General features: G+C 74.3%; 24 protein-coding genes. 10 read left to right on the forward strand and 14 right to left on the reverse strand.

From position 1 onward, the window contains the following. The first annotated feature begins 318 nt into the window (after nt 1-318). Nucleotides 319-1,569, forward strand: a complete 1,251-nt coding sequence (locus ACIP4O_RS08190; RefSeq protein WP_401572870.1) for an ROK family protein — start codon at nt 319-321, stop codon at nt 1,567-1,569. Between the two features lie 21 nt (nt 1,570-1,590). Here the strand turns inward: ACIP4O_RS08190 and ACIP4O_RS08195 are convergent, their stop codons facing one another. The 5 genes from ACIP4O_RS08195 to ACIP4O_RS08215 are packed head-to-tail and all read right to left on the reverse strand — an operon-like array spanning nt 1,591 to nt 5,707. Next, nucleotides 1,591-3,228 (reverse strand): phytoene desaturase family protein, encoded by a 1,638-nt coding sequence (locus ACIP4O_RS08195; protein ID WP_401572872.1) that lies wholly within the window; start codon nt 3,226-3,228, stop codon nt 1,591-1,593. Beyond that, nucleotides 3,228-3,683: an SRPBCC family protein gene (locus ACIP4O_RS08200; protein ID WP_401572874.1), complete on the reverse strand. Its 456-nt coding sequence runs from the start codon at nt 3,681-3,683 to the stop codon at nt 3,228-3,230. Before ACIP4O_RS08200 ends, ACIP4O_RS08195 begins: the two co-directional genes overlap by 1 nt. A 47-nt stretch (nt 3,684-3,730) precedes the next feature. Further along, the gene (locus ACIP4O_RS08205; RefSeq protein WP_401572876.1) at nt 3,731-4,750 is read right to left on the reverse strand and encodes an iron-containing redox enzyme family protein; all 1,020 of its coding nucleotides are present in this window, start codon (nt 4,748-4,750) and stop codon (nt 3,731-3,733) included. Beyond that, nucleotides 4,747-5,025: a CDGSH iron-sulfur domain-containing protein gene (locus ACIP4O_RS08210; protein WP_401572878.1), complete on the reverse strand. Its 279-nt coding sequence runs from the start codon at nt 5,023-5,025 to the stop codon at nt 4,747-4,749. Before ACIP4O_RS08210 ends, ACIP4O_RS08205 begins: the two co-directional genes overlap by 4 nt. Further along, entirely contained in the window at nt 5,009-5,707 is a 699-nt protein-coding gene (locus tag ACIP4O_RS08215; protein WP_401572880.1) for a HemK2/MTQ2 family protein methyltransferase, read from the reverse strand. The genes ACIP4O_RS08210 and ACIP4O_RS08215 overlap by 17 nt, the downstream gene beginning before the upstream one ends. Nucleotides 5,708-6,347: 640 nt before the next feature. Between ACIP4O_RS08215 and ppdK the strand changes: the two genes are divergently transcribed. Further along, on the forward strand, nt 6,348-9,143 hold the full coding sequence (gene ppdK, locus ACIP4O_RS08220) for a pyruvate, phosphate dikinase (protein WP_401572882.1): 2,796 nt from the start codon (nt 6,348-6,350) through the stop codon (nt 9,141-9,143). A 255-nt stretch (nt 9,144-9,398) separates the two neighbouring features. On the opposite strand, the gene ACIP4O_RS08225 is transcribed toward ppdK, so the two are convergent. Next, nucleotides 9,399-11,696, reverse strand: a complete 2,298-nt coding sequence (locus ACIP4O_RS08225; protein WP_401573891.1) for an N-acetylmuramoyl-L-alanine amidase — start codon at nt 11,694-11,696, stop codon at nt 9,399-9,401. Between the two features lie 266 nt (nt 11,697-11,962). Between ACIP4O_RS08225 and ACIP4O_RS08230 the strand changes: the two genes are divergently transcribed. After that, nucleotides 11,963-12,541, forward strand: coding sequence for a translation initiation factor IF-2 (locus ACIP4O_RS08230; protein ID WP_401572884.1), 579 nt, complete (start codon nt 11,963-11,965; stop codon nt 12,539-12,541). A gap of 43 nt (nt 12,542-12,584) precedes the next feature. Here the strand turns inward: ACIP4O_RS08230 and ACIP4O_RS08235 are convergent, their stop codons facing one another. Together ACIP4O_RS08235 and ACIP4O_RS08240 are read right to left on the reverse strand one after the other, a co-directional pair. Further along, complete coding sequence (locus ACIP4O_RS08235) at nt 12,585-13,565, reverse strand: epimerase (protein WP_401572886.1); 981 nt, start codon at nt 13,563-13,565, stop codon at nt 12,585-12,587. Nucleotides 13,566-13,623: 58 nt separating this feature from the next. Beyond that, on the reverse strand, nt 13,624-14,583 hold the full coding sequence (locus ACIP4O_RS08240) for an oxidoreductase (RefSeq protein ID WP_401572888.1): 960 nt from the start codon (nt 14,581-14,583) through the stop codon (nt 13,624-13,626). A gap of 200 nt (nt 14,584-14,783) precedes the next feature. On the opposite strand from ACIP4O_RS08240, the gene ACIP4O_RS08245 reads away from it, so the two are divergent. Further along, on the forward strand, nt 14,784-15,566 hold the full coding sequence (locus ACIP4O_RS08245) for a sulfite exporter TauE/SafE family protein (protein WP_401572890.1): 783 nt from the start codon (nt 14,784-14,786) through the stop codon (nt 15,564-15,566). Nucleotides 15,567-15,581: 15 nt separating this feature from the next. On the opposite strand, the gene ACIP4O_RS08250 is transcribed toward ACIP4O_RS08245, so the two are convergent. The 3 genes from ACIP4O_RS08250 to ACIP4O_RS08260 form a co-directional block, all read right to left on the reverse strand. Beyond that, complete coding sequence (locus ACIP4O_RS08250; protein ID WP_401572892.1) at nt 15,582-15,983, reverse strand: hypothetical protein; 402 nt, start codon at nt 15,981-15,983, stop codon at nt 15,582-15,584. Nucleotides 15,984-16,134: 151 nt separating this feature from the next. Further along, on the reverse strand, nt 16,135-16,707 hold the full coding sequence (locus tag ACIP4O_RS08255) for a hypothetical protein (protein ID WP_401572894.1): 573 nt from the start codon (nt 16,705-16,707) through the stop codon (nt 16,135-16,137). A gap of 142 nt (nt 16,708-16,849) precedes the next feature. Beyond that, nucleotides 16,850-17,686, reverse strand: coding sequence for an aminotransferase class IV (locus ACIP4O_RS08260; protein ID WP_401572896.1), 837 nt, complete (start codon nt 17,684-17,686; stop codon nt 16,850-16,852). A gap of 73 nt (nt 17,687-17,759) precedes the next feature. Between ACIP4O_RS08260 and ACIP4O_RS08265 the strand changes: the two genes are divergently transcribed. Both ACIP4O_RS08265 and ACIP4O_RS08270 read left to right on the forward strand, forming a co-directional pair. Further along, on the forward strand, nt 17,760-18,011 hold the full coding sequence (locus ACIP4O_RS08265) for a type II toxin-antitoxin system Phd/YefM family antitoxin (RefSeq protein ID WP_401572898.1): 252 nt from the start codon (nt 17,760-17,762) through the stop codon (nt 18,009-18,011). After that, nucleotides 18,008-18,454 (forward strand): PIN domain-containing protein, encoded by a 447-nt coding sequence (locus tag ACIP4O_RS08270; RefSeq protein ID WP_401572900.1) that lies wholly within the window; start codon nt 18,008-18,010, stop codon nt 18,452-18,454. The genes ACIP4O_RS08265 and ACIP4O_RS08270 overlap by 4 nt, the downstream gene beginning before the upstream one ends. Nucleotides 18,455-18,477: 23 nt before the next feature. Here ACIP4O_RS08270 and ACIP4O_RS08275 read toward each other — a convergent pair whose 3' ends face one another. Both ACIP4O_RS08275 and ACIP4O_RS08280 read right to left on the reverse strand, forming a co-directional pair. Further along, on the reverse strand, nt 18,478-18,990 hold the full coding sequence (locus ACIP4O_RS08275; protein WP_401572902.1) for a GNAT family N-acetyltransferase: 513 nt from the start codon (nt 18,988-18,990) through the stop codon (nt 18,478-18,480). Beyond that, complete coding sequence (locus tag ACIP4O_RS08280; protein ID WP_401572904.1) at nt 18,987-19,610, reverse strand: DinB family protein; 624 nt, start codon at nt 19,608-19,610, stop codon at nt 18,987-18,989. Before ACIP4O_RS08280 ends, ACIP4O_RS08275 begins: the two co-directional genes overlap by 4 nt. Nucleotides 19,611-19,743: 133 nt before the next feature. Here ACIP4O_RS08280 and ACIP4O_RS08285 point away from each other — a divergent pair, with 133 nt between their 5' ends. The 4 genes from ACIP4O_RS08285 (at nt 19,744) to dnaG (ending at nt 25,178) form a co-directional block, all read left to right on the forward strand. Then, nucleotides 19,744-21,069, forward strand: coding sequence for a deoxyguanosinetriphosphate triphosphohydrolase (locus ACIP4O_RS08285; RefSeq protein WP_401572905.1), 1,326 nt, complete (start codon nt 19,744-19,746; stop codon nt 21,067-21,069). 206 nt (nt 21,070-21,275) lie between these two features. Beyond that, nucleotides 21,276-22,547, forward strand: coding sequence for an NAD(P)/FAD-dependent oxidoreductase (locus ACIP4O_RS08290; protein WP_401572907.1), 1,272 nt, complete (start codon nt 21,276-21,278; stop codon nt 22,545-22,547). Nucleotides 22,548-22,644: 97 nt separating this feature from the next. After that, nucleotides 22,645-23,190, forward strand: coding sequence for a hypothetical protein (locus ACIP4O_RS08295; RefSeq protein WP_401572909.1), 546 nt, complete (start codon nt 22,645-22,647; stop codon nt 23,188-23,190). 74 nt (nt 23,191-23,264) lie between these two features. After that, nucleotides 23,265-25,178 carry a DNA primase gene (gene dnaG / locus ACIP4O_RS08300; protein ID WP_401572910.1) on the forward strand — a complete coding sequence of 638 codons (1,914 nt, stop codon included), beginning with the start codon at nt 23,265-23,267 and terminating at the stop codon, nt 25,176-25,178. On the opposite strand, the gene ACIP4O_RS08305 is transcribed toward dnaG, so the two are convergent. After that, a complete protein-coding gene (locus ACIP4O_RS08305; protein ID WP_401572912.1) occupies nt 25,063-26,040 on the reverse strand; it encodes an EamA family transporter in 978 nt (325 codons plus the stop codon). The two genes, dnaG and ACIP4O_RS08305, sit on opposite strands and share 116 nt — an antisense overlap. Between the last annotated feature and the right edge of the window lie 79 nt (nt 26,041-26,119).

Consider the following 26,119-nt stretch of genomic DNA (forward strand, 5'->3'; position numbering starts at 1 on the left):
AGCTCACTCGTACGTTCACCCCTACGAGGACGCGGATGGGATGCGATCCGGGGCGCGGGGACGAGCGGCGCGGCGGGACGTGGGGGAGGCGCGGAACCCGGGGGAGCCGCCGTCGCGGGACCCGGCGCGCCCTGCTGGGGCGACTCAACGGGCCCCGCGTGCCGCGTGATACGGCTGGGACGGCTGGTGACTCGGGAGGTGGGTTCCACGTGGCGCTCCCCGGGGAGGTCCTGAGACAGTCCGGGCAGACGAGGGCCCGGCCCGCGGTACCGGGTACCGTAGGGTTACGTCTATTTAACACGCAGAACTCACTGTGTAATGCGGATTGAGCGAACGCAAGGGGGTAGGGGCACGGTGGCTCAGCAGACGAGCGCGGGGGATCTGCTCCAGTTGGTACGTACGGGCTCCGCGACGACGCGCGGGGACCTCCAGCGCGTCACCGGGCTCTCGCGCGCGACCGTCGGCCAGCGCCTCGACCGGCTCTTCCGCGCCGGCTGGCTCCGCGAGGGCGAGGCGGCACCGAGCGTGCCCTCGCCGCAGGGAGGACGCCCCTCGGTCCGCCTGGAGTTCGACGACCGGCACGCGCTCGTCCTCGCGGCGGACCTGGAGACGCGTCACTCCCGGGCCGCGGCCCTCAGCCTCACGGGGGACGTGCTCGCCGAGACGAGCTGGCCGCTCCTCCTCTCGGAGGGCCCCGAACACGTCCTCGGCGAACTCGGCGCCCGCTTCGCCCGGCTCCTCGGGGACGCGGGCCTCGCGCCCGCCTCCGTCTGCGGCATCGGCCTCGCCGTGCCCGGCCCCGTGGACAGCGCGAGCGGCACGCTCGTGGACCCGCCGATCATGCCCGGCTGGGGCGGCTTCGACCTGAGCGGCCGCCTCGCGCGCGCCTTCGCCGAGGCGAGCGGCGCCGTGGGCGGGAGCGCCCCGCCCGTCCCCGTGCTCGTCGAGAACGACGCCAATCTCATGGCGTACGGCGAACAGCGCGCCGGCTGGCCGGAGTGCCGCGCCTTCGCCCTGGTCAAGGTGTCGACCGGGATAGGGGCGGGGGTCGTCGTGGACGGCAGCGTGTACCGGGGCGTGGACGGCGGCGCGGGGGACATCGGGCACATCAGGGTCCCGGCGGGTGAGGGACTGGACTGCATGTGCGGGGCGCAGGGCTGCCTCGCCGCCGTCGCGAGCGGCCGCGCCCTCGCGGCGCGGCTCCGCGCGGCGGGCGTCCCCGCCGCCTCGGGCTCCGACGTCCGCGCCCTGCTCGCGGAGGGCCACCCCGAGGCCGCGGGTCTCGCCCGCCAGGCGGGGCGCCAGGTCGGCGAGGTCCTCGCGACCGTCGTGACCCTCCTCAACCCCGGCGTCCTCATGATCGCGGGAGACCTCGCCGGAACCCCCTTCCTCACCGGGGTCCGCGAGCTCCTCTACCAGCGCGCCCTCCCGCGCTGCACGGCCCACCTCGACGTCGTCACCTCCCGCCTCGGCGACCGCGCGGCCCTGGTCGGAGCGGCCCACCTGGTGGTGGAGCACCTCTACGCCCCGGCGAGAGCGGAGGAACGGCTGGAGGCGCTGGGGGTGTAACCCACCCCACGCCCCCGCCCCTCACTCCCCCTCCGCCTCCCGCGCCCCCTCCCGGTTCCGCCGGGCCAGGTGCCGTTGGAGGCGGCTCAGCGTTCTCGGGGGGAAGCCGCCCCGTACCGCCGCGCGGGCCGCGTTCGCCCCGGGGGCGCCGTGGACGCCGCCGCCAGGGTGTGCCGAGGCCGAGGCGAGGTACAGGCCCTTGACCGGTGTCTCGGGGCGCCCGCTGCCCGGCAGCGGGCGGAAGAAGAGTTCCTGGTGGAGCGCCGCCGTACCGCCGTTGATCGCGCCGCCCCGCAGATTCGCGTCGAGCGCCTGGAGCGTCGGCGGCGCGAGGACGCGGCGGGCCCTGACCCGCGCGCGGAAGCCGGGCGCCCAGCGCTCCACCTCGCGCTCGATCCGGTCGGCCATCTCCTCGCCCTGCCCCGGCGTCCACCGGCCGTCCAGGCCCGCCCCGCCCGCGCCGCCCTTCACCGTGTGCGGCACGTGCGTATAGGCCCAGGCCGACTGCGTACCGGCGGGGGAGCGGGAGGGATCGGCGGTGGTCATCTGCCCGAAGAGGAGGAAGGGGCGATCGGGTACGCGGCCCATGGCGAGCTGCGCGGCGAAGCGCGTGAGACCGTCCACGCCGTCCGCGAGGTGCACCGTGCCCGCGCCCGCGGCCGCCTCCCCCGCGGTCCACGGCACGGGCCCGTCGAGCGCCCAGTCGACCTTGAAGGTCGCGAAGTCCCACTGGAAGGTCGCCAGGTCGGCGTGCACCCGGCCCGGCAGGTCCGCCGCGTCGACCAGCTCGCCGTACAGCGCGGGCGCCGCCACGTCCGCGAGCACCGCACGCCCGGCGGCCACCGTCTCGCCGCCCGCCGTCCGCACCCCGGCCGCGCGTCCTGCGCGCACGAGCACCCGTGTCACCCGTTCCCCGCAGCGCACCACCCCGCCGCGCGCCTCCAGTCGCCGCACCAGCGCGGCCGTGAGCGCGCCCGCCCCGCCGACCGGGACCGGGAAGCCGTAGGTCTGGCCCAGCATCGACATGAGCCAGCCGTACCCGCCGCTGCCCGCCGCCTCGGGGGCGAGATCGGCGTGCAGCGCGTTGCCCGCGAGCAGCACTCTGCCCGCCGCGCCCCGGAACTCCTCCTCACCGAGCCGCCGCACCGGCAGCACGAGCGAGCGCGCGAGCCTGAGCCCCCCACCCGCCCGCACCAGCCGCGCGAGCCGCAAACCCTCGCGCACCGGCGGGAACGGCGTGAACAGCGCGCGGACGAGACCGGGCCCGACCCGCTCCCACGTCCGGTACAGGCCGAGCCACGCCTCGCCGTCGCCCGGGGCCGCCGCCTCCATGGCCGCCGCGGTGTCCTCGGGCCGTCGCTCCAGGACGGCGCAGCTCCCGTCGGCGAAGGGGTGCGCGAGCACGCGCGGCGCGTGGCTCCAGCGCAGCCCGTACCGCTCCAGGCCGAGACCGGCGAGGACGGGCGAGGCGGCGGCCAGCGGGTAGAAGGAGCTGCCGAGGTCGGAGACGAAGGCGGGGTCGACGCCGCGGTCCGAGCGGACGGCGCCGCCCGGCTCCGCGTTCGCCTCCAGGACTTCCACGCCCCACCCGGCGTCCGCGAGCACGTTCGCCGCGACGAGCCCGTTGGGGCCCGCGCCGATCACCACCGCGTCCGCCATCAGCCGGCCCCCTCCGTGCGCGGGGGACCCGCCGCCACCGTCTTCGCGAGGCGCGACAGCATGAGGCGGTTGCGCACCTGGCTCAGCGCGTCCGCCAGCGGGTTGTGCAGGAGCCCGGCGGGCCCGCGCAGGGGGTGCTCGTCGAGGACGACGAGGGTGTCCGCGCCCCATTCCCGCACGTCGAGCGCGATACGGGCGGTCCCGAGCCGGCCGCTGTCGACTTCGAGTTCCAGGATCGCGGGCGCCTCGCAGCGCCGTACGGAGGTGTGCCCGGACAGCGTCCGGCCGCAGAGCCGCACCGTGTACCCGATGCTCGCGCCCTCCTCGGGCCAGTGCCCCTCCTGGGACCAGGACCTGTCGGTGCCCACGACCCAGTCGCCGTAGCGCGCGGCGTCCGCGAGGACCGCCCACACCTCGGCCCTGGGGCGCTCGATCAGTTTGTGCCGGACCGCCATGAGGTCTCCCCTCGTATGGGTTCCGCCGCCTGTCCCCGTACGGTGCGTCAGCGCGCGCCCGGGGTGTCCCTGAGCGCCGACCGGCCCTCCCGCCACGCCCCCAGCAGGTGCGACGCGAGGTGGTCCTCCAGGAGGTCCGTCGCCTCCGCGCCGAAGGCGACGTCCGCCGCGAGATCCGGCTCCTCCGCGAGGAGGCCGCCGATCACCTCGCGCCGTACGACCTGTTCGTGCACCGCGTCCGCCTCGACGTGCTCGGCGTAGAAGTGTTCGGCGGCGGGCCCCGCCCCGGTGCGGCGCATCGCGGCGGCGAGGCGGCGGGAGCCGGGCGAGGACGTGACCTCGACGGCGGCGAAGTGGCCGACGAGCGCGGCGCGCAGCGAACGGCGCAGCCCGAAGAGCGTCATCATGTTGACGACGGCGAGCGCGGGGGCGGGGGCCGCGTCCACGTAGTGCCCGTACCGCGTCTCAAGGCCGAGGTCCGCCATGAGGTCCGCGAAGAGCCGCGCGTGCATGCCCTCGGCCCGCCCGGCCCCGTATTCGTCGTACTGGATCGCGACCATCCCGGCCTTGGCCCGGCCGGTCAGCCGGGGGATCACCCACAGGTGCGGGTCGGCCTCCTTGAGGTGGTAGAGCGAGCGCAGGACCGCGTACTCGCGCAGCTGCTCCGCCGTGCCCTCGTGTTCGAGGTGGTACGCGACGCTCCCGGTGTGGTCGGCGGGCTCCACCAGCAGCCCGTCGAAGACCTCGCCGACGTCCCGGCCGCCGGGCACGTCGGCCCGCAGCGCCCCGAGGAAGCGCTCCTCCAGCGCGCGCCGCAGCGGCATCAGCGCGGGGTGCCACTCGTGGTCCTCGGGCACCCCGGCGAAGCCCCGGTAGTGCAACTCGTACAGCGTGTGGAGCGCGAGGTGCAGGTCCTCGCCGTACGGGTCCGCCGTCGCCGTCCCCGCCGTGTCCACGACCGGGACCGCGGGCGCGGTCAGCGCGGCGCGGACCCGGGCGGAGAGGGGGCCGCGGGCGGCGGCGAGTGCGGGGCCCGTGTGGGGGGCGCGGTCGGTGGTCGCCGTCATGCGCCGCCTCCTTCCCGTTCGCGCGGCGGGCTCTGCGGGCTCTGCGGGCGCGCCCGGCGGCGGTGGCCGCGGTGGCTCGTGTCGCACCAGGGATACGTACGGCTGCGGCGGCAGGTGCAGACCGCGACGACGAAGCGGTCCGAGACCGACACCGTGCCGTCCTCGGCGACCACTTCCACCGGGCCTTCGATCAGCAGCGGTCCCTCACGGTCCACCACGACGCGGCGGGGCCGCTCGGTCCCGTTCCGGCGCGGGTGTTCAGGCGCGTTCGGCACGGATCACCACCAGTTCCTCGGTCCTCGCCTCCGCCTCCAGCAGCCCTTCCGCGCGCAGCCAGGCGAGCCGGGCGCGGGTCACCGGGCCGAAGGGCACCTCGCACCGCTCGGCGACCTCCGCCCGCAGCCCCGCCTCGCCGAGCCGCCGGAGGGTCTCCTCGGCCCGGCACATCGCGGAGTGCACGAGCAGCAGCACCCCGCGCGGCGTCAGGACGTCTCCGGCGTGGGCGCAGACCCGGTCGACGAGGTGCCGCCCGCCGGGGCCCGCGTCCCAGGCCAGGGAGGCCGCGTGGCTCCTGCCGCGCCGCAGGCCCGCACGGGCGGCCGGGTCGGGTACGTAGGGCGGGTTGCTCACGACGAGATCGAAGCGCTGTCCCCGTACCGGTCCCGAGAGGTCCCCGCGCAGCACCCGCACCCGCTGCCCGGCCCGTGCCGCGTTGATCCGCGCGGAGACCACCGCCCGCCAGGACAGGTCCGTCGCGCAGACCCGCGCGCCGCGCCGCGCGGCGAGCAGGGCGAGCGCCCCGCTGCCGGTGCACAGGTCGAGTACGTGGGTGTCCGGGCCGATCGGCTCGGTGCCGAGGGCTCGTGCGAGCAGGTGCGTATCGGCCTGCGGCGCGTACACGCCGGGCAGCGTCCACAGGCCGTGGAGCCCTGGGGGGAGGGGAGGGGCAACCGCCATCACGCGTACCTCCGGGGGAGCGGACCTTCGCCACCGCTCCTCCGGGGAGCGGATCGTGACCACCGCTCCTCGGGGAGCGGGACCTCTGCCACCGCTCCAGCCTCCGCGCCCCGGCCCCGTCCCGCCACTCGACCCGCGTTGTGCGACTCTCCGTGACCAACGACGCCTGCGGAGCAGTCCCGGACCGGTCTCCCGGCACTCGATGTCGTTCGCGGCCCGGCCCGCCCTCCCTCACCCGTTCGGCCGAACCTCAAGCTCGTACGCGCGTCCGCATTGTGGTCCTCCGGGTCAAGGGTTCCGCGTGATTCGCGCCACGTCTGAGAGCGGTTTAACTCAGATGAGCGCTCCGGGCGGGTTTTCGGCTCCCGAAGAATGGCACCCCGTGCCATCTCGCCTGGCTTCAGGAACTGAACGCAAATGACGACAACCCCTGCTCGTATGAGCGGATTTTACCGGAGCGGTATCTTCCGTTTTCAGGGCTTGAAGCGCGTGCCGTTCCGTTCCCGCCTCCCGGGCCGCTTTCGATCTCCTGGCGGGCGGCGCGTTGTGCCCGCACGACCCCCAGGTCCAGGTGCCGGATCACCTTGGATCTGGGTATGTTCCTCGCCGTCAGGGCAGTCAGCCGCGAGGAGTCAGTCCCGTGTCGACCACAAAGCAGCAGCACCCCGAGGCCGCAGGCCGTGCCGGTGCGGGCACGTCCGTCGCGTCCGCTCCCGAGACGCCGCGCGAGGCGCGGGAGACGCCGAAATTCGTCTACGACTTCACCGAGGGCAACCGTCACCTGAAGGACCTCCTCGGCGGCAAGGGCGCGAACCTCGCCGAGATGACGAACCTGGGCCTGCCCGTCCCGCCCGGATTCACCATCACCACCGAGGCGTGCAAGACGTACCTGGAGAGCGGCAAGGAGCCCGCGGCCCTGCGCGACGAGGTCGGTGCGCACCTCGACGCGCTGGAGAGGGCGATGGGCAAGAGGCTCGGCCAGGCCGACGACCCGCTGCTCGTCTCCGTCCGCTCCGGCGCCAAGTTCTCGATGCCCGGGATGATGGACACCGTCCTGAACATCGGCCTCTCGGACGCCTCCGTGGCAGGGCTCGCCGCGCAGGCCGGCGACGAGCGCTTCGCCTGGGACTCCTACCGCCGCCTGATCCAGATGTTCGGCAAGACCGTCCTCGGCGTCGACGGCGAACTCTTCGAAGAAGCCCTGGAGTCGGCGAAGAAGGCGAAGAAGGCCGCGACCGACGTCGACCTCGACGCCGCCGACCTCAAGAAGCTCGTCAAGAGCTACAAGAAGCTCGTCGAACGCGAGGCGGGGCGCGCCTTCCCGCAGGACCCGCGCGAGCAGATGGACCTGGCCATCCACGCCGTCTTCGACTCGTGGAACACCGAGCGCGCCAAGCTCTACCGCCGCCAGGAGCGCATCCCGCACGACCTCGGCACGGCCGTCAACGTCTGCTCCATGGTCTTCGGCAACCTCGGCCCCGACTCCGGCACCGGCGTCGCCTTCACGCGCGACCCCGCCAGCGGCCACCAGGGCGTCTACGGCGACTACTTGCAGAACGCGCAGGGCGAGGACGTCGTCGCGGGCATCCGCAACACCGTGCCGCTCGCCGACCTCGAAGGCATCGACAAGCCCTCGTACGACGAGCTGATGCGCATCATGGAGACCCTGGAGAACCACTACAGGGACCTGTGCGACATCGAGTTCACGATCGAGCGCGGCAAGCTGTGGATGCTCCAGACCCGCGTCGGCAAGCGCACGGCCGCGGCCGCCTTCCGCATCGCGACCCAGCTCGTCGACCAGGGACTCATCACCGAGGCCGAGGCCCTCCAGCGCGTCAACGGCAACCAGCTCGCGCAGCTCATGTTCCCGCGCTTCGACGAGAAGTCGAACGCCGAGGCGGTCGCGCGCGGCATCGCCGCCTCGCCCGGCGCGGCCGTCGGCAAGGCCGTCTTCGACTCGTACACCGCCGTCAAGTGGTCCCGCTCGGGCGAGAAGGTCATCCTCATCCGCCGCGAGACCAACCCCGACGACCTCGACGGCATGATCGCCGCCGAAGGCATCCTCACCTCGCGCGGCGGCAAGACCTCGCACGCCGCCGTTGTCGCGCGCGGCATGGGCAAGACCTGCGTCTGCGGCGCCGAGGAACTGGAGGTGGACACCAAGCGGCGCCGCCTCACGACGAGCGGGGGCACCGTCGTCGAGGAGGGCGACCTCGTCTCGATCGACGGCTCGACCGGCCGCGTCTACCTGGGCGAGGTACCCGTCGTACCCTCGCCGGTCGTCGAGTACTTCGAGGGCCGGATGCACGCGGGCGCCGACGAGGCGGACGAACTCGTCGCCGCCGTCCACCGGATCATGGCCTACGCCGACCGCACCCGCCGCCTGCGCGTGCGCGCCAACGCCGACAACGCCGCCGACGCGCTGCGCGCCCGCCGCTTCGGCGCCCAGGGCATCGGCCTGTGCCGCACCGAGCACATGTTCCTCGGCGAACGCCGCACCCTCGTCGAGTCGTTGATCCTCGCCGACACCGACAAGGAGCGCGAGGAGGCGCTTGAGGAACTGCTGCCGCTCCAGAAGCAGGACTTCATCGAGCTGTTCGAGGCGATGGACGGGCTCCCCGTCACCGTCCGCCTCCTGGACCCGCCGCTGCACGAATTCCTGCCGGACATCACGGAGTTGTCGGTACGGGTCGCGCTCGCCGAATCGCGGAAGGACGCCAACGAGAACGACCTGCGTCTCCTCCAGGCCGTCCACCGCCTCCACGAGCAGAACCCGATGCTCGGCCTGCGCGGCGTGCGCCTCGGCCTCGTCATCCCCGGCCTGTTCACGATGCAGGTACGGGCCATCGCGGAGGCCGCCGCGCACCGCCGCGAGAACGGCGGCGACCCGCGCGGCGAGATCATGATCCCGCTCGTCGGCACGGTGCAGGAGCTGGAACTCGTCCGCGAGGAGGCCGAGGAGGTCATCGCCTCGATCGAGTCCGCGCAGGGCACCGACCTCGGGATCTCGCTCGGCACGATGATCGAGTTGCCGCGCGCCGCGCTCACCGCCGGCCAGATCGCGGAGGCCGCGCAGTTCTTCTCCTTCGGCACCAATGACCTCACGCAGACGGTCTGGGGCTTCTCGCGCGACGACGTCGAGGCGAGCTTCTTCACCGCGTACCTGGAGAAGGGCATCTTCGGCGTCTCGCCCTTCGAGACCATCGACCGCGACGGCGTCGGCAAGCTCGTCGCGGACGCGGCGCGCGCGGGCCGCGCGACCCGCCCCGACCTCAAGCTCGGCGTCTGCGGCGAGCACGGCGGCGACCCGGAGTCGGTCCACTTCTTCCACGAGGTCGGCCTCGACTACGTGTCCTGCTCGCCGTTCCGCATCCCGGTCGCCCGCCTGGAGGCGGCCCGCGCCGCGGCGAAGCCGGAGTCCGACACGACGGCCTGACCCACCCCCCGCGGACCACCCCTTCGGGGTCCCCGCCCCGGGCCGCCCCCGTCTCCGCCCGTCCCACCCTCACCGGGGCGGGGCACGGGAGGCACCCGGAGCACGAAGGAGCGGCACCCTGTGCGGGGGTGCCGCTCCTTCGCCGTCCGCGCGTGCCCCGTGCAAGGCGTCACGCCGTCCGCGCCTGCCCCGTCCAAGGCGTCACGTCGTGCGCGTACGGGGCCGCCCGGTGCGCGAACCGGACGGCCCCGTACCTCACTTCAGGTACACGAGGCCGTCCGTCGTGATCGTCGGTCGGCCCTTCGTCGCCATCACGACCACCTTCACGGTGTGCTTGCCGCTCGTGGACCAGGCCGTGGTCCACTGCGCGTCGCGGTACTTGGTCGTGCTCGATCTCAGGTCGACCGTCGCCTTCTTCGCACCGTCCACGTACACGTAGACCTGCCCCGAGGTCGAGGCGCGCGAGAAGACGAGCGAGGCCCCGCGCCCGGTGAAGGTGTAGGTGAGCGAGGCGTTCTTCGCCGACGAGCTGTACGACTTGCCGCCGAGGTAGCTGGACGAGGACTTCGTCGTCCACTTCCCCGTCTTCTTGCCGCTGCTCTCCTGGAGGATCGCCGGGGCCGAAGTGGTGCTCGCCGAGGCGGTGTTGCCCGCCTGGTCGTACGCGGTCAGCGACCACGTCGTGGTGGCGGCGGGCTTCGCGGTGAGCGAGGCGCTCCTCGTCGTGGGCCCGTAGGTCGCGGCGGACGGCTTCGTGAGGCGGACCTCCTTGAGCGCCGCCGCGTCCGTCGCCGCCCACTTGAGGGCGACCGGCACGGACGTACTGCCCACCGTGCCCGTGCGCAGCGCGGTCGAGGGCTTGGTGGTGAAGGAGGGCGCCGTCTTGTCGACCACGACCGTCGTGGTCGCCGTCGTGCTCGCCTTGCCGGAGACGTGCACCCCGCGCACCGCGACCGTGTGCGTGCCGGAGGCGAAGGTCAGCGCCGCCGAGGTCGCGGTGGCCTTCGCGGTGACGGCGACCTTGCCGTCGACGAGCACCTCGTAGCGGTTCACCAGCGTGCTCGGCGTCGTGGCCGACCAGCGCACGGTCGCCGGGCCCTTCGTCCACGCCTTCGTGCCCGAGACGCCCGCCCCGGTGAAGCCGGTGATCCTCAGCCCGGCGACGGAGCCGCCCGCGAGGGTGCGGATCTCGGGGAGCGCGGCGTAGAGCCGCGTACCGGGGCACTCGGTCGCGTAACCGTCGCGGTGACCCGAGATCCGGTTGAGGGTGACCGTCTGCCCCTTCTTGAACTTGCCCCCTGTCCCGGAGCCGTCGGCCCCGGCGACCAGCCCGACCTTGCCGGTCGGGTCCTCCTTGTACTGCCCGAGCTTCCACGCGGCGATCCGCGCGATCGCCGTCTTCGCGGCCGAGGACGGCGCCGCCTCGTTGTAGTCGCCGAGGACGGCGATGCCGGTCGTGTCGGTGTTGAAGCCGTACGTGTGCGCGCCGATCACCGGCAGGTCCACACCGCCCTTGCGGCCCTCGAAGATCGTGCCGCACTTGTCGACGAGGAAGTGGTACCCGACGTCCTTCCAGCCGTTCGTCTTGATGTGGTACGTGCGGATGGCGCGCACCATGGCGGGGGACTGGGCGCACGAGTACGAGTTGGCGTCGACCGTGTGGTGGACGAAGACCGCCGCCACCTTGGTGCCGTACTCGGGGGCCTCGTCGTCCATCGACTCGTCGGCGCCCCACTGCGCGCGCGTCACGATCGGCGGGCGCGGGGCCGTGGACGGGGGTGCCGTGGGCGGCGGGGTGGCCGGGGCGCCCACGGCCGGCGTCGTCGCCGTCGGCTTGGCGGGCGCGGAGGGCGAGGCGGGGGCCGTCGGCGAGGCGGGGGCCGAGGGCGCGACCGGGGCCGAGGCGCCGGGCGTGGGGCTCTCGGCCGCCTGGCTCGTCGCGCCGTCCGGGGTGCTCTCGGCGGAGGCGGGGGAGGACGCCGCTCCCGTGCCGGCGGTCCCCTCCTCGGCGGCGGTCCCCTCCGCGGGCTCCTCGTCCGCGACGAAAGCCGCCGGGCCGGCGTCCGACGCCGGGTCCGGGGCGGGCGACTTGCCCGGGTCGACGAGTTCGAGCCGCAGCCCGGCGGGAAGCGCCGAGCCGTGCCCGTCGACGTCGACCTGCACGCCGTCCGAGGGGCCGACCCACAAGGGCTCCGTCGCGCCGCGCGTGCTCTCGGGCTGCCCCGTGCCGTCGCCCTCGGTGCCCAGGCTCTGCCAGGCGCCCCAGCTCCCGGTCCCGGCGGCGCGCGCCCGGACCCGTACCGTGCCCGGCAGTTCGGCGGCCGGCTTGGTCCACGACAGGCCCAGCAGACTGAACGGCCCGGTGTCCCGCTTCCCCGACGCGGCCTGGTCCCCCTCGGCCTCGACGGCGAGGGTGCGCAGCGCGGTCCGCACGGCGTGCGGCGCGGGCCGCTTCGCCGCCTGGGCCGTACCGCCGCCTCCGGCACCCCCGTTGGTCACGAGCACGCCGGTCACCACCGCGAGCGCCGTCGCGGTCGCGGCCGTGGCCCACACTCTTCGTTTCTTCAGAACGGTCTGGATCGCCACGATGGCGTCCCCCCTAGCTTCGTGGGCACCTCCACCGGGAGTGTTCTCGACCGGCGTGTGCCGTGAGCATTGTGACAGAAGGGATCGAACGCTTTGTCAAGATTGCGTCAGGTGCGCGTCAACACGTCGTAGAGACCTCACCCTTCCGCGTAAGCGCCACGTCAGAGCGCGGGCAGGGCGCCGCGCGGGGTGCCTACGCTCCGGCGAGGAAACGACGGAAGGGGGTACGCGCGATGACGAAGGCGGTACGGGGAGCGCGGGGCGGACGGACCGTACGGAGCCGGCGGGCACCGCGCGGCGGGTGGGCCTTCCCGCGGACGGGGGCCGCGCGCTGGACGACGGACCGCCGCTGGCGCCACGACCTGGGCACGGCCCTGCTCTGCGCGGCGCTCCTCCTCATGCTCGCGCTCCTCATCGACGGGGTACGGGGCTCGCTCGACGCCCCGCGCGCCGCGCTGTGGCTCGGCCTCGCCGTCCTCCTCCACGCGGCCCTGCACCCCGTCCGCACGGGAGCCCGCCCCGGCGAACTGCGCACGTGGGGCCTCATTCGCCGCCACACGGTCCGCACCGACCGCCTCGTCTCCCTCACCGAGACCGGCGGCCTCGTCCCGCGCCTCCTCCTGCGCGACACGAGCGGCCACCGCCTGAGCTGCGAGACCGCCGTCCTCACCGCCAACCCCCTGCTGTGGCACCGCCTCGACACCGACCTGCGCACCTCACACCGCCTCGGCCTCCTCCGCACGGGCGCGGAGGTCCTGGAGCGACTGGAGGAACGGGTGGACAGGGAGGTGCTGGGGGAGGAGGCACCGTGAGGACGGACCGGCCGGCGGGGACGCGGCGGCCGTGCGGGGCGATTCAGCGGCCGCGCGCGGGCCCCCGCTCGCTGGCCGGGCGCCCCCGCCCCGCCAGCTCGCGTGCCGCCTCCGCCCACCGCGGGTGGCGGAACGCGAAGCCCGCTCCGGTCAGGCGGCCGGGGACGACGCGACGGCTCTTGAGGAGCAGTTCGGTGTCGGAGCGCAGCGCCCAGGCGCCGAGTTCCGCCATCGCGCGGGTCGCGGGGAGACCGAAAGGCACGCCGCGCGCCGCACGGAGGGCGCGCATGAACTCGCGATGGGGAAGGGGGTGCGGGGCCGCGAGGTTGACGGGGCCCGTCAGGTCCTCGCGGCGGCGCAGGAAGTCGAGCGCGCGGACGAAGTCGGTGCCGTGAATCCACGAGACGTACTGGCGCCCGCCCGCGACCGGGCCACCGAGGCCCGCGCGGGTGAGGTGGGACAGGACGTCGAAGACGCTGCCGCGCTCGGGACTCATCACCATCGCCGCGCGCAGCGCCACCTTCCGCGTCCCCGGCGTCTCCACCTCGCGCTGCGCCGCCTCCCAGGCGCGGGCGATCTCGACGCTGTACGCCCAGTACGCGGGCACCCCTGGCTCCGCACCCCCGAGCACGCCGCTCGCCTCGTCGTTCGGGGCGTCGAAGCGGTGCGCGTAGATCGTCGCCGTACTCATCTGGAACCACACCGCAGGTGGCCGCCGCGCCGCCGCGATCGCCTCGCCCACCACGCGCGCCGAGGCGACCCGCGACTCCTTCATCGCCCGCAGGTTCTCCGGCGTGTACCGGCAACTCACGCTCCGCCCCGCGAGGTTGACGACCACGTCGCAGCCCTCCAGTTCGCGCGTCCACGCCCCCGCGCTCCGCCCGTCCCAGCCCACGACGCGCGCCCCGTCCCCGTACGGACGCGGGCGTCGGCTCAGCACGACGACCTCGTGTCCCTCGCGCAGCCAGGTGTGGCGCAGCAGTTGACCGACATGCCCGGTGCCCCCGGGAAGCAGGATCTTCACGGGGAGAGCGTAGCGCTTTTATTTGAACGTGTTCAAAACTTGGGGGAGCGCGTGCGGCTCACGCCTCCGGCAGTGCGTACCGCACCCCCGTCAGCTCCTCCGACGCCGTCCACAGCCGTCGCGCCGTCTCGTCGTCCCGTGTCCACGGGGCGCGCCAGGACGGGGCCGGGGCGCCGCGCCACAGCAGGAAGCGGGGCCCTGTGAAGGAGTCCTGGCCGACCCCGGGCGCGGTGGCCGCGTAGAGCGAGGGCAGCGCGCCCGCCTCGGCCGGCTGCCCGAGGAGCCGGGTGCCGAGCGCGGCGAGCCGTTCCGCCGTCTTGCGGCCCTCCCCCCGCACCCCGGCCGTGTGGAGGTTCGTGCGCGCGAAACCGGGGTGCGCGGCGGCGGCCACCGTGTCCGCCCCGGCCGCGTCCAGGCGGCGGGCGAGTTCGTGCGTGAAGAGCAGGTTCGCCGTCTTGGAGCGGCCGTAGGCGAGCCAGCGCCGGTAGTGGCGCGCGCTGTCGAGGTCGCGCGGGTCGATGTTGCCGAGCACGTGCAGTCCGCTCGACACCGTCACGACCCGGCTCCCCGGCGCGCGCAGCAGCGCGGGCAGGAGGAGACCCGTGAGGGCGAAGTGCCCCAGGTGGTTGACGCCGAACTGCCGCTCGAAGCCGTCCGCGGTGCGCCCGTACGGGAGCGCCATGACGCCCGCGTTGTTGAGCAGCACCCCCACAGGCCGCCGTACGTGCCGCGCCGCGAACTCCCGTACCGAGGCCAGGTCGCCGAGATCGAGCCTGGAGAACTCCGCGTGCGCCCCCGGCACCTGGGAGAGCAGCCGCGCGACCGCGTCGGCGCCGCGCCGCTCGCTGCGGCAGGCGAGCACGACGTGCGCCCCGCGCCGGGCGAGTTCGCGGGCGGCGACGTACCCGATGCCGCTGTTGGCCCCCGTGACGACGGCGGTCCTGCCCTCCTGGGCGGGGATACGGGCCGCACTCCACCCCCGCGTCGGTGTCCCGCTTCCTCCTGTACCGGCGGCCATCGTGCCGCTCCCTTCCGCGTGTCCGCGTTCGTCCGTCCCGCTGCGCGGCTCCGGGCGAACCGCTGTCTGGCTCCCCTCCTACCCCGTCAGCCGCACGCGTCCCGCCGGGGTGGGCGCGCGGTCGCGCCGCGGGGAGGGCGGACGTCCGCCGGGGGACGGGCGTGCGTGCCCCGTACAGGCGTACGCATAAGGTCATGCTCATGCCCGACATACCCCTGACCACGGTTCTTGTGCTGTGCCTCGCCGCGCTGGCGGCGGGCTGGATCGACGCCGTCGTGGGCGGCGGCGGACTGCTCCTGCTGCCCGCGCTGCTCCTCGGCGTCCCGCACGTACCGGCCGCGCACATCCTCGGTACGAACAAGGCCGTCGCGATCGTGGGGACGGGAGGCGCCGCGTTCACCTATGTGCGCAAGGGCGCGCCCGTCAACGTGCGGATCGCCGTGGGGATCGGGGGCGCCGCGCTGCTCGGCTCGACGATCGGGGCGCTCTTCGCGGCGGGCATCTCCAGCGACGTGCTGCGGCCGATGATCATGGTGGTGCTGCTCGCGGTGCTCGCCTTCGTCATGCTGCGGCCCGCGTTCGGCACGCAGGCCGCCGGACCGGCGCCGGGGCGGAACCGGGTGGTCGCCGCGATCCTGCTCGCGGGGCTCGGGATCGGTGCGTACGACGGGTTCTTCGGGCCCGGTACGGGGACGTTCCTCGTGCTCGCTCTCACAGCCGTGCTGCGCCTCGACCTCGTCTCGGCCTCGGCGACGGCGAAGATCGTCAACACGTGCACGAACCTCGGCGCCCTCGTCACGTTCGCCGTGCAGGGCAACGTGCTGTGGGGCCTCGCCCTCCCGCTCGCGGCGTGCAACCTGATCGGCGGCATGACGGGCGCGCACACGGCCCTCAAGCGGGGCAGCGGATTCGTCCGCACGGTGCTCGTGGTGGTCGTCCTCGGGCTCGTGGCGAAACTGGCGTACGACCAGTGGCTGGGCTGAGAGCCCTCGGGCCCGCTACCCGGTGCCCGTGTCCAGGGCCGCGCGCACGTGCTCCAGGTCGTGCGGCATGACGGAGACGAGAAGCGTCCCCTCCGGGGCGGTGCACTCGACGATCCGGGACCCGCCGTTGACCTTCATCGCCTCGCGCAGCGAGGGGACGCGCACCCCGGCCCACCGCAGCCCGCCCGGCAGCGACAGAGCCGCACCGGCCCTGGTCCGCGCCTCCCAGACCACCTCGGCCGGGCTGATCACCAGCCGCCCGCGGAGCCAGCGGCCCTGGCGCGCGGGGTGCCGGAGCAGGCAGGGCACCTTGATCGCGTCCCCTCGCGCCGCGGCGTCCGCACGCCGCCCCACCGCCCGGCGGAAGAGCCAACCGACGAGGGCCACCCCTGCCGCGCACACCACCAGTTCGATCACCGCGCCATTCAAACAGCGAGGCGAACGGGGCGCGGCGCCGGGTGCCTCGGGGCAGGGAGACCGCGCCGACGCGTACGGGGCCCCGGGCCGCCGGGGCCCCGCCGGGCTCAGGGCCCCGGGCGCCGGGGCGCGGAGCTTCGGGGACCGTCCGCTACACCGTGCCCCGCGTCCTGCGGTGCAGGAGCCACGTTCCGCAGACCGTCGCGAAGGCCAGCACCCCCACGCCGCAGGCGACCCGCACGGGGTCCCGCCCGAGGGGACCGGGGCCGCCCGCGAGCTGGGTCCCGTGCCCGGTCTCCGCCTTGCCCGCCGCGACCCCGGAGGGTCCCGCCGCGACCCCGGAGGGTCCGTACGCGCCGCTCAGTCCCACCCGCAGATCGGCCCGCGCCTCCGCGCCTCCCGTGCCGCACCGCACCACCACCTCGTACGTGCCCGGGGTCGCGGTGCCCGGCACGCGGAAGCTGCCCACCGCGTCGTGCGCCTCGGCCGCGCCGCTGAGCGCGAAGCCGCCCGAGCGCAGCGCGGGCGCCGTACCGGTCGCGGCGTGCCCGGGGCAGCCCGCCGCGTGCGCGGTCACCTTCGCTCCGGGTGCCGCCGCGGCGGGTGCCAGCCGCAGGGCGGGGGACGGGGTGGGCTCCGCCGCGGCGGCGACCGCCGGCAGCGCGCACCCCCCGGCCAGGACAAGGGCGGCCACCGCACCGTTGCGCGTACGCCTGGCGGGCATGGTCCTCCTTCCGCGGGGGCCCGCTCGCGACCTCTGCGTGCCGCGAAGCCGAACGCGCCCCGCCTACGAGGTAAGCCCGCCCCGCCCCCCGCCGCGCGCTCAGCGCGGGCGTACGGGTGATGGCCCATCAGGCGGCGGGGACTCAGACCTCCTCCCAGGGCACCGCCTCGTACACCGCGCGCAGCCGCCCGAGGAGGACCGGGTCCACCTCGAAGGCGTGCCCGTCGATCCCGGCGACGGCGACGATGCCGCGCGAGTTCGCGAGGAACACGGAGCGGAACCCGGCCAGGTCCGCGAGGCGCACCGGCCGCCGCGCGGGTGCGAGCCCGGCGGCGGGCAGCCCCTGTTCCAGGAGCGTGAGCGTCGTCCCGGCGAGCGCGGGCGCGGTGGGCAGCACGAGTTCCCCGCCGTCCCAGAAGAGGACGTTCGTGACCCCGCCCTCGGCCACCTCGCCGCCGGGCCCGGTGAGCAGGATCTCGTCGTACCCGTCCCGCCCGGCGAGCCGCCCGTGGTGCGTCTGGGCGAAGCCGCCGAGGTGCTTGACGTGCGGGAAGGGCCGTACGTACGGGACCGAGCGGACCCGCAGCGGCTCGTCGCCCACCCCGGTCGGCGCGGCGAGGGTCACCATCAGCGAGAGCGCCCCGGCGGGCCGGTGCACGTAGACGCGCAGGGAGGCATCGCGCGCCCGCGAGGACGCGAGCGCGTGCCGCACCCGCTCCCGCACGAGACCCGTATCGAGCACGTCCCCCCACAACTCCCGCGACGCGTCCCGCAACCGCTCCAGATGCACCCCCACCCCGCGCACCTTCCCGCCCCGTACCTGCGCGGCGGTGAAGTGCCCATCGGGCCGCATGGCCCGCCACAACAGATCATCGGCGCAGGCAGCCCGCCCGTCGACCTCGACCAGCTCAACCCCCAGCTCCGCCGCGAGCGGCCCGAGCCCCCCGGCCACTTCTCCCGCCCCACCCTGGTTCACCATGCGGTCCACGCTAGCCCCGCACCGTGCACGGTGCGGGCGGACGGGGGCGGGAGAAGGGAAGGAGAGTAGTAACATGTACTACATGGAAGCCACCGCCCGCGAGTTCAACCAGAAGTCCTCGCAGATCCTCGCCGCCGCGGCCCGGGGTGAGACGGTCGTCGTCACGAAGAACGGGGTCGCCGTCGCTCGCGTCGTCCCGATCACCGACGACGACATCCCCCCGTACCCGACCGATCCCATGGGCCCCATCGACCTGCCGGAGCTGGACCTCCCCGACCTCACGGACGACGAGATGGAGGACGTGCTCAGGGGGATGGGTTCGTGAGCCTGGTCGCCGTCGCCGACACCAATGCCCTCTACCGTCTGCTCGACCCGAAACTCACCGGGCACGAGGCGCACAAAGAGGCGCTGTCCGCCGTCAGCCACCTCATCGTCTCGCCCATGGTGCTGGCCGAACTGGACTACCTGATCACGGCGAGGGGCGGCCCCCGCCAGGCTTTGGCCGCGGCCAGGTTCATCGAACGCAACACGGCCACCCGGCGGTTCGAAGTGCCTCCCGCGGCCCAGCACTTGAGCGCGGCGATCGCCGTCGCGGAGGGGTATGCGGACGCGGACGGGGGGAAAGGCATCGGGCTGACGGACGCGATGAACGTGGCTCTGGCAGCCGCCTACCGGACCGATGCCATGTTCACCAGCGATCGTCACTTCCGCATGGTCCGGCCCCTGACAGGGCACAAAGCCTTCCGCCTCCTGCCGGACGACCTGTGAGCAGGGAGGCGGGAGAGTCCTTCTCACGCCTCCCCGAGCCGCTTCGTCATCCGCACCTCCGCCCCGTCCCCCGCCCCCTCCACCACGAACCCCCGCCGCGAGTACACCGCCCGTGCCGCCGCGTTCCCCGCCAGCACCCCGAGCCGCAGGCGCTCCGCCCCCGTCTCCCGCGCCCACTCCTCGACCGCGTCGAGCAGCAGGCCGCCGACACCGCGGCCGCGGGCCGCTGTCGCCACCCACACCGAGTGCAGCTCCACCGCGCCGTCCCCGGTCGGGAGGCCGCTCGTCGTCCCCACCGCGCACCCGTCCACGAAGGCGGCCAGGTGGTACGCGCCCGGAAGCGCGAGCCGGGCCCGCCACCGGTCCTCCTCGCGCGGCCCCCAGTCGGCGAGCCGCGACCTGAACGCGTGCGGGGCGTCCGCGAGCGCGGCGCGCCGCAGGTCCCGCCACAGCGCCCAGTCCGCGGGAGCGAGCACCCGGACCGCCACCCCGCCCGCCGACCGCACCTCCACCCCGCCCGCCGACGGCTCCGTCACGCCTGCTCCCCGCCCCGCCCCGCCCCCGCCGGGTCCGCCTCCCGCGCCGCCCGTTCCACCGTCTCCCGGTACGCCGCCCACTCCCCGCCATCCCAACCGGGAAGGTTCGTGTCCCCCCGCCCCGCCCCCGCGCGCCCGTCGAGCAGCTCGCGCATGATGTCCGCGTGGCCCGCGTGGCGCTGGGTCTCGGCGAGGACGCGGACCAGGACGTGGTGCAGCGTCGTCAGGGCCCGGTGCTCCGGCCACCAGGGCACCCGTCCCTCCGCGTCGAGCGGAAGCTCCGCGAGGACCGCGTCCGTGTGCGCCCACGCCGCCCGGTACAGGCCGGTGAGCGCCTTCCCGGACTCCTCGGGGCGCGCCCACAGGTCGTTCTCGGGCTCGCGCGTCCAGTGGAAATCGGGCTCCTCGCCCGGCGCGAAGTACGGCCGCCCGAACGTGTCCCCGAAGTACCCCAGTTCCACCGCCGCGAGGTGTTTCACGAGCCCGAGCAGATTCGTCCCCGTCGGTGTCAACGGGCGCCGCGCGTCGTACTCCGAAAGGCCCTCCGCCTTCCACAGCACCGCCTCGCGCGCCTCCTGGAGGTACCGGTGCAGATCGGCCACAGGCCCGCTGAACGACATGATCGTCCCCGCTTTCGTACGTACGTCCCTCACGTGCCGCCGAGTCTCGCACCCGCCACCGACAACGCCCCGCGAGCAGCCCCCGCCCGCACATCTGTCCGGGATGTCCTCCCTTCCGTCTAGGCTCTGGTCCATGGCAGCGACTTCCCGGCAGGCCGATGGCGAGACGCATCGGCTGTCCCACGACACGGCGGACTACGCCACGGCGGACACCGAGCGCTGGGCCCCCGAGCCCGACAAGCGCCCAGGGCGCACCGCCTTCCAGCGCGACCGGGCCCGGGTCCTGCACTCCTCCGCGCTGCGCAGGCTCGCGGGCAAGACCCAGGTCGTCACCCCCGGCACGCGCGGCCACGCCTGGGACGCGAGCCCCCGCACCCGTCTCACCCACTCCCTGGAGTGCGCCCAGGTCGGCCGCGACCTCGGCGGGGCGCTCGGCTGCGACCCCGACCTCGTCGAGGCCGCCTGCCTCTCGCACGACCTCGGCCACCCGCCCTTCGGCCACAACGGGGAGCAGGTGCTCGACGAACTCGCCCGCGACATCGGCGGCTTCGAGGGCAACGCCCAGTCCCTGCGCCTCCTCACCCGCATCGAGCCCAAGCGCTTCGTGCCGGCCCCGGACGGCACGCAGGCCGGCGTCGGCCTCAACCTCACCCGCGCCGCGCTCGACGCCGCCACCAAGTACCCCTGGCCGCGCGGCGCGCACCCGAGCGACCCCGCGCACCCGAAGTTCGGCGTGTACGGGGACGACCTCCCCGTCTTCCACTGGCTCCGCGCCGCGGCGCCGCGCGACCGCACGTGCTTCGAGGCCCAGGTCATGGACTGGTCCGACGACGTCGCCTACTCCGTGCACGACCTGGAGGACGGGCTGCACGCCGGCCACATCGACCCCAACGCGCTGCTCTCCGAGCCCGAGCGGGCCGAGATCCACCGCGTCGCGCTCGACCGCGGCCACGTACCGCCCGACACGGAGCGCGCCGAACTCGACGCGGCACTCGACCGCCTTCTCGGGGAGGAGTGGTGGCCGCACCACTACGACGGCTCCGCCACGGCCCAGGCCCGGCTGAAGGACGCCACGAGCGAACTCATCGGCCGCTTCTGCCTCGCCGCCGAGACCGCGACCCGCGCGGCCCACGGACCGGCGCCGCTCAGCCGCTACGCGGCCTCTCTCGTCGTCCCGCGCACGGCCCGCCTGGAGTGCGGGCTCCTCAAGGCCGTCGCCGACCTGTACGTGATCCAGCGCGCCGACCAGGAGGAGATCCGCGCCGACCAGCGCGTCCTCGTCACCGAACTCGCCGCGGCCCTCGCCGCCCGCGCCCCGCACGGCCTCGACCCCCAGTTCCGCGCCCTCTTCCACCAGGCCGACTCCGACCCGGCCCGCCAGCGCGTCCTGATCGACCAGATCGCGTCCCTGACGGACGAGGCGGCGAGAGCGCTGCACGCCGAACTGACCCGGCGGTAAGCACCCGCCGCGTCAGGATCAAGCCCCTCCGGCGATCGAGGAGGGGGACGGAGCCCCGCAAGGGCACCGAATATCCAGCCTCTCCGGCGTTCGAGGAGCGGGGGAGCAGGGGGCGGAGCCCCCGCAACGGAGCCCCGCCAGGCTCGGCCCCCCGGGTTCTGGGGTACCGTCAGATCCCCCACACGCGGTAAACGCCGGAGGCACCCGTGGTCGACGCGGATCAGACGTTCGTCATCGTCGGAGGGGGCCTGGCCGGCGCCAAAGCGGCACAGACGCTGCGCGCCGAGGGCTTCACCGGGCGGGTGATCCTCGTGTGCGACGAGCGGGAACACCCGTACGAGCGCCCCGCGCTCTCCAAGGGCTACCTGCTCGGCAAGGACGCCCGCGAGAGCGTCTTCGTGCACGAGCCGGGGTGGTACGCGGGCGCCGACGTCGAACTCCACCTCGGCCAGCCCGCCGTCGCTCTCGACGCGGCGAACCACGCCCTCACGCTCGGCGACGGCACGCTCCTCCACTACGACAAGCTGCTCCTCGCCACCGGCTCCGAACCGCGCCGCCTGGAGATCCCCGGCACCGGTCTCGCGGGCGTCCACCACCTGCGCCGCCTCGCCCACGCCGAGCGCCTGCGCCGCACCCTCGCGAGCCTCGGCCGCGACAACGGCCACCTGCTCATCGCGGGCGCGGGCTGGATCGGCCTGGAGGTCGCCGCCGCGGCGCGCGAGTACGGGGCCGAGGTCACCGTCATCGACGCGGCGCCCACCCCGCTGCACCACGTGCTCGGCCCCGAGGTCGGCAGGCTCTTCACCGACCTGCACGCCGATCACGGTGTCCGCTTCCACTTCGGCGCCCGCCTCACCGAGATCATCGGCCAGGACGGCATGGTCCTCGCCGGGCTCACCGACGACGGCGAGGAGCACCCCGCCCACGACGTCCTCGCGGCCGTCGGCGCGGCGCCCCGTACCGCCCTCGCCGAGTCCGCGGGACTCGCGCTCGCCGCGCCCGAGCACGGCGGCGGCATCGCGGTCGACGCGGGGCTGCGCACCTCGGACCCGGACGTCTACGCGGCGGGCGACGTCGCCTCCGTACCGCTCGGCCTCTTCCCCGGCGCGCCCCTGCGCGTCGAGCACTGGGCCAACGCCCTCAACGGCGGCCCGCTCGCGGCCCGCGCGATGCTCGGCAGGGACGTCACGTACGACCGCGTCCCGTACTTCTTCTCCGACCAGTACGACCTGGGCCTGGAGTACTCGGGCTGGGCCCCGCCGGGGCAGTACGACCAGGTGCTCGTGCGCGGCGACGCGGGCAAGCGCCGCTTCCTCGCGTTCTGGCTGCTCGACGGACAGGTGCGGGCCGCGATGAACGTCAACGTCTGGGACGTGACCGAACCGCTCCAGAAGCTCATCCGCGCGGGCGTCCGCCCCGACCCGGACGCCCTCGCCGACCCGAACGTGCCGCTGGAGTCGTTCCTGCCGCCCGCGTAACAAATCTGTGCGCGTTCGCACACACACGGTGCTTGCCCCGGTCCGGGTCCGTAAGGTGCCGGGCGTGAAAACGACACGGGGAATCAGACTGACCGCGATGGCGGCGATAACGGTCCTCGCCCTGACGGGCTTCTCGACGGGGCGAGGCCACGGCACCACGCACAGCAGGCACGGCAGCGGTCACGGCGGCGGGTGCAGCAGTTCCTCGCAGCGCCAGAACGGCTCCGGCTCCGCCGGCTCCTCCACCTCCTCCACCTCCTCCAGCTCCTCCGACGACGAGGACGACGACTACGGCTCGGGCTACCGCGGCGGCTACCACAGCGGTACGAACCGGCGCGGCGTCCCGACGCCGCGCGCCACCGGGACCGGGAGCGCCGCCTCCGACGACGGGTACTCCTCGATCAAGGCGACCGTCGTGAGCTGCGTGAGCGCGAAGCGCCCCTGGTCGACGGTCCGCCTGACGAACTCGGGCAGCGAGAGCGGCACCTACCTCGGCACCGTCTCCTTCTACGACAAGGACGGCGCGTTCCTGGACTTCGAGAGGATCGACTCCGTCCGCGTCCCCGGGGGCAAGAAGAAGACGCTCAAGATCAAGCCCAGTGATCCGCACGGCGTCGTGAAGTGCGTCCTGGAGGGCGTGTAGTGAGCCGGAGGCCCTTGCGGGCGGGGGAAACGGGGCGGCGGCCGCGAGGTCCGGCGACCCCGTAGAATTCCCCCGTGGCTGGCAGGATCAAGGACGAGGACGTGAAGGCGGTCAGGGACGCGGTCCCGATCGACTCCGTTGTCGCGGAGTACCTCCAGCTCAAGAACGCGGGCGGCGGGAACCTCAAGGGCCTGTGCCCCTTCCACGACGAGAAGTCGCCGTCCTTCCAGGTCAGCCCCGCGAAGGGCCTCTTCCACTGCTTCGGCTGCCAAGAGGGCGGCGACACCATCACCTTCGTCATGAAGGTGGACCACCTCAGCTTCTCCGAGGCCGTCGAACGCCTCGCCGGTCAGGCGGGCATCACCCTCCGTTACGAGGAGGGCGGCTACAACCCCACCCAGCAGCGCGGCGAGCGCATCCGCCTCATCGACGCCCACCGCGCCGCCGCGAAGTACTACGAGGAACAGCTCGCCGGGCCCGAGGCCGAGATCGGACGCAAGTTCCTCGCCGAGCGCGGCTTCGACCAGGGCGCCGCCGCGCACTTCGGCGTCGGCTACAGCCCGGCGGGCTGGGACCACCTCACGCGCTATCTGCGCGGCCAGGGCTTCACCGACCGCGAGCTGATCACCTCAGGCCTCTCCCAGGAGAGCCGCGGCGGCCGCCCCATCGACCGCTTCCGCGGCCGCCTCATGTGGCCGATCAAGGACATCGGCGGCGACATCGTCGGCTTCGGCGCCCGCCGCCTGCGCGAGGACGACAACGGCCCGAAGTACCTCAACACCCCCGAGACCCCCGTCTACCGCAAATCGCAGGTCCTCTACGGCATCGACCTCGCCAAGAAGGACATCGCCCGCGCGAGCCGCGCCGTCGTCGTCGAGGGCTACACCGACGTCATGGCCTGCCACCTCTCCGGCGTCACGACCGCCGTCGCGACCTGCGGCACCGCCTTCGGGACCGAGCACATCAAGATCCTGCGCCGCCTCCTCATGGACAACGGCAGCGCCCGCGTGATCTTCACCTTCGACGGCGACGCGGCCGGGCAGAAGGCCGCCCTGCGCGCCTTCGAGGACGACCAGAAGTTCGCCGCCGAGACGTACATCGCTATCGCCCCCGACAACATGGACCCCTGCGACCTGCGTCTCGCCAAGGGCGAGCAGGCGGTCGCCGAACTCGTCGAGCCGCGCGTCCCGCTCTTCGAGTTCGCGCTGCGCCAGATCGTCTCGCGCTACGACCTGGAGACCCCCGCGGGCCGCGCCGCCGCGCTCGACGAGGCCGCGCCCGTCGTCGCGAGCGTCAAGAACGTCGCGCTGCGCCACGCCGTCGCGGTGCAGCTCGCCGGGATGCTCGGCTACGGCCCCATGGACCAGCAGGAAGTCGTACGGCGCGTCGCGACCGTCGCCCGCTGGGCCCGCGAGCACCGCGGCGAACCCCTCCCCGGCGGTCCGCGCCGCCCCGCCATGGCCACCGCGGGCGCCCCCCAGCGCCCCGGCACCTCCGGCCCCGCGCTCATCCTGCGCAACCCCGCGCACATGACCGAGCGGGAACTGCTCAAACTCGCTCTCCAGCGGCCCGAACTGGTCTCCCCCGCCTTCGACGCGTACGAGATCGACGAGTTCACCGCCGAGCCGTACGCCGCCGTGCGCCAGGCCATCGCCGACGCGGGCGGCGCCGAGGAGGGCGTCCACGACGCGATGGCCTACCTCACCGCCGTGCGCGAGGCGGCCCCCGACGACCGCGTCCGCGCGATGGTCACCGAACTCGCCGTCGAACCGATCCGCCGCCGCGTCGTCGACGACGTCTACGCGGGCGAGCAACTCGTCCGGGTCCGGGTCCGCGCCGTCCAGCGCCGTGTCACCGAGCTCCAGGGCACCTTCACCCGCGTCTCGACGCAGGGCGACCAGGCCCGCGCCGCCGAGGTCCAGAGCGAACTGTGGGTCCTGGAGCAGTACGGCCGGGCGCTCCAGCAGCAGGGCGCGGCAGCCCTCTGAGCGCCGTGGCGCCGCGCCCCCACCCCTGCGCCACGCCCAGCGCACCCAGCACCACCACCGCCCCCACCCCCTGCACCGCCGTCAGCGACTCCCCGGCCGCGAGCCCGAGCAGCGTCGCCACGACCGGGCTGAGCAGGCTCAGGAAGGACACCTCCGTCGCGGGCAGCGCGCGCAGCCCCCGGAACCACAGCGCGTACGCGAGCGCCGTGCCGACCACCGTCAGGTAGCCGTACCCGAGCAGGTTCTCGCCGCTCGGCACCGGGGGAGCGCCCTCGCCCCACAGCGTCAGCGGGACGAGCAGGAGCCCGCCCCACGTGAGCTGCCAGCCGGTCGTGGCGAGCGGCGGGGCCGGTGAGGTCCAGCGCTTGCCGAGCACGACGCCCGTCGCCATGACGAGCGCCCCGCCGAGCGCCGCGAGGACGCCGAGGGCGTCGAGCCGCGCCTGCGCGCGCAGCACGAGCAGCGCGACCCCGGCGAGGCCCGCGCAGCCCGCGAGCACGACCCGTACCGGCACCCGCACCCCGAGCAGGCGCGCGCCGAGCCCCGCGACGAAGAGCGGTTGCACGGCCCCGAGCGTCGCGGCGACCCCGCCGGGCAGGCGGTACGCGGCGACGAAGAGCAGCGCGAAGAAGCCGCCGATGTTGAGCACCCCGAGCACGAGGGAGCGCCACCACCAGTCGCCGCGCGGCAGCCTTCGCGCGAGCGCGAGGAGCACGAGCCCGGCGGGCAGCGCGCGCAGCGTGGCGGCGAGCAGCGGGCGGCCCGGTGGCAGGAGCGAGGTGGTGACGAGGTAGGTGGAGCCCCAGGAGAGCGGGGCGAGGGCGGTGAGGGCGAGCAGCCCCGTACGTCGATTGCTTAGCACTAAGCAAAAGTAGCTCAGCGCTAAGCGAGATCGCCAGGGGTGGCCGACGGATATCTCAGCGATGAGTAAAAATCACGGC

Source organism: Streptomyces sp. NPDC088923, from assembly GCF_044749745.1.
GTDB lineage: Bacteria > Actinomycetota > Actinomycetes > Streptomycetales > Streptomycetaceae > Streptomyces.

Coding starts and splice junctions, on each gene's coding strand:
- ACIP4O_RS08190 (WP_401572870.1), top strand. CDS start 319: ATGCGGATTGAGCGAACGCAAGGGGGTAGGGGCACGGTGGCTCAGCAG.
- ACIP4O_RS08195 (WP_401572872.1), bottom strand. CDS start 3,228: ATGGCGGACGCGGTGGTGATCGGCGCGGGCCCCAACGGGCTCGTCGCG.
- ACIP4O_RS08200 (WP_401572874.1), bottom strand. CDS start 3,683: ATGGCGGTCCGGCACAAACTGATCGAGCGCCCCAGGGCCGAGGTGTGG.
- ACIP4O_RS08205 (WP_401572876.1), bottom strand. CDS start 4,750: ATGACGGCGACCACCGACCGCGCCCCCCACACGGGCCCCGCACTCGCC.
- ACIP4O_RS08215 (WP_401572880.1), bottom strand. CDS start 5,707: ATGGCGGTTGCCCCTCCCCTCCCCCCAGGGCTCCACGGCCTGTGGACG.
- ACIP4O_RS08230 (WP_401572884.1), top strand. CDS start 11,963: ATGACGAAGGCGGTACGGGGAGCGCGGGGCGGACGGACCGTACGGAGC.
- ACIP4O_RS08240 (WP_401572888.1), bottom strand. CDS start 14,583: ATGGCCGCCGGTACAGGAGGAAGCGGGACACCGACGCGGGGGTGGAGT.
- ACIP4O_RS08245 (WP_401572890.1), top strand. CDS start 14,784: ATGCCCGACATACCCCTGACCACGGTTCTTGTGCTGTGCCTCGCCGCG.
- ACIP4O_RS08255 (WP_401572894.1), bottom strand. CDS start 16,707: ATGCCCGCCAGGCGTACGCGCAACGGTGCGGTGGCCGCCCTTGTCCTG.
- ACIP4O_RS08260 (WP_401572896.1), bottom strand. CDS start 17,686: ATGGTGAACCAGGGTGGGGCGGGAGAAGTGGCCGGGGGGCTCGGGCCG.
- ACIP4O_RS08265 (WP_401572898.1), top strand. CDS start 17,760: ATGTACTACATGGAAGCCACCGCCCGCGAGTTCAACCAGAAGTCCTCG.
- ACIP4O_RS08280 (WP_401572904.1), bottom strand. CDS start 19,610: ATGTCGTTCAGCGGGCCTGTGGCCGATCTGCACCGGTACCTCCAGGAG.
- ACIP4O_RS08285 (WP_401572905.1), top strand. CDS start 19,744: ATGGCAGCGACTTCCCGGCAGGCCGATGGCGAGACGCATCGGCTGTCC.
- ACIP4O_RS08295 (WP_401572909.1), top strand. CDS start 22,645: ATGGCGGCGATAACGGTCCTCGCCCTGACGGGCTTCTCGACGGGGCGA.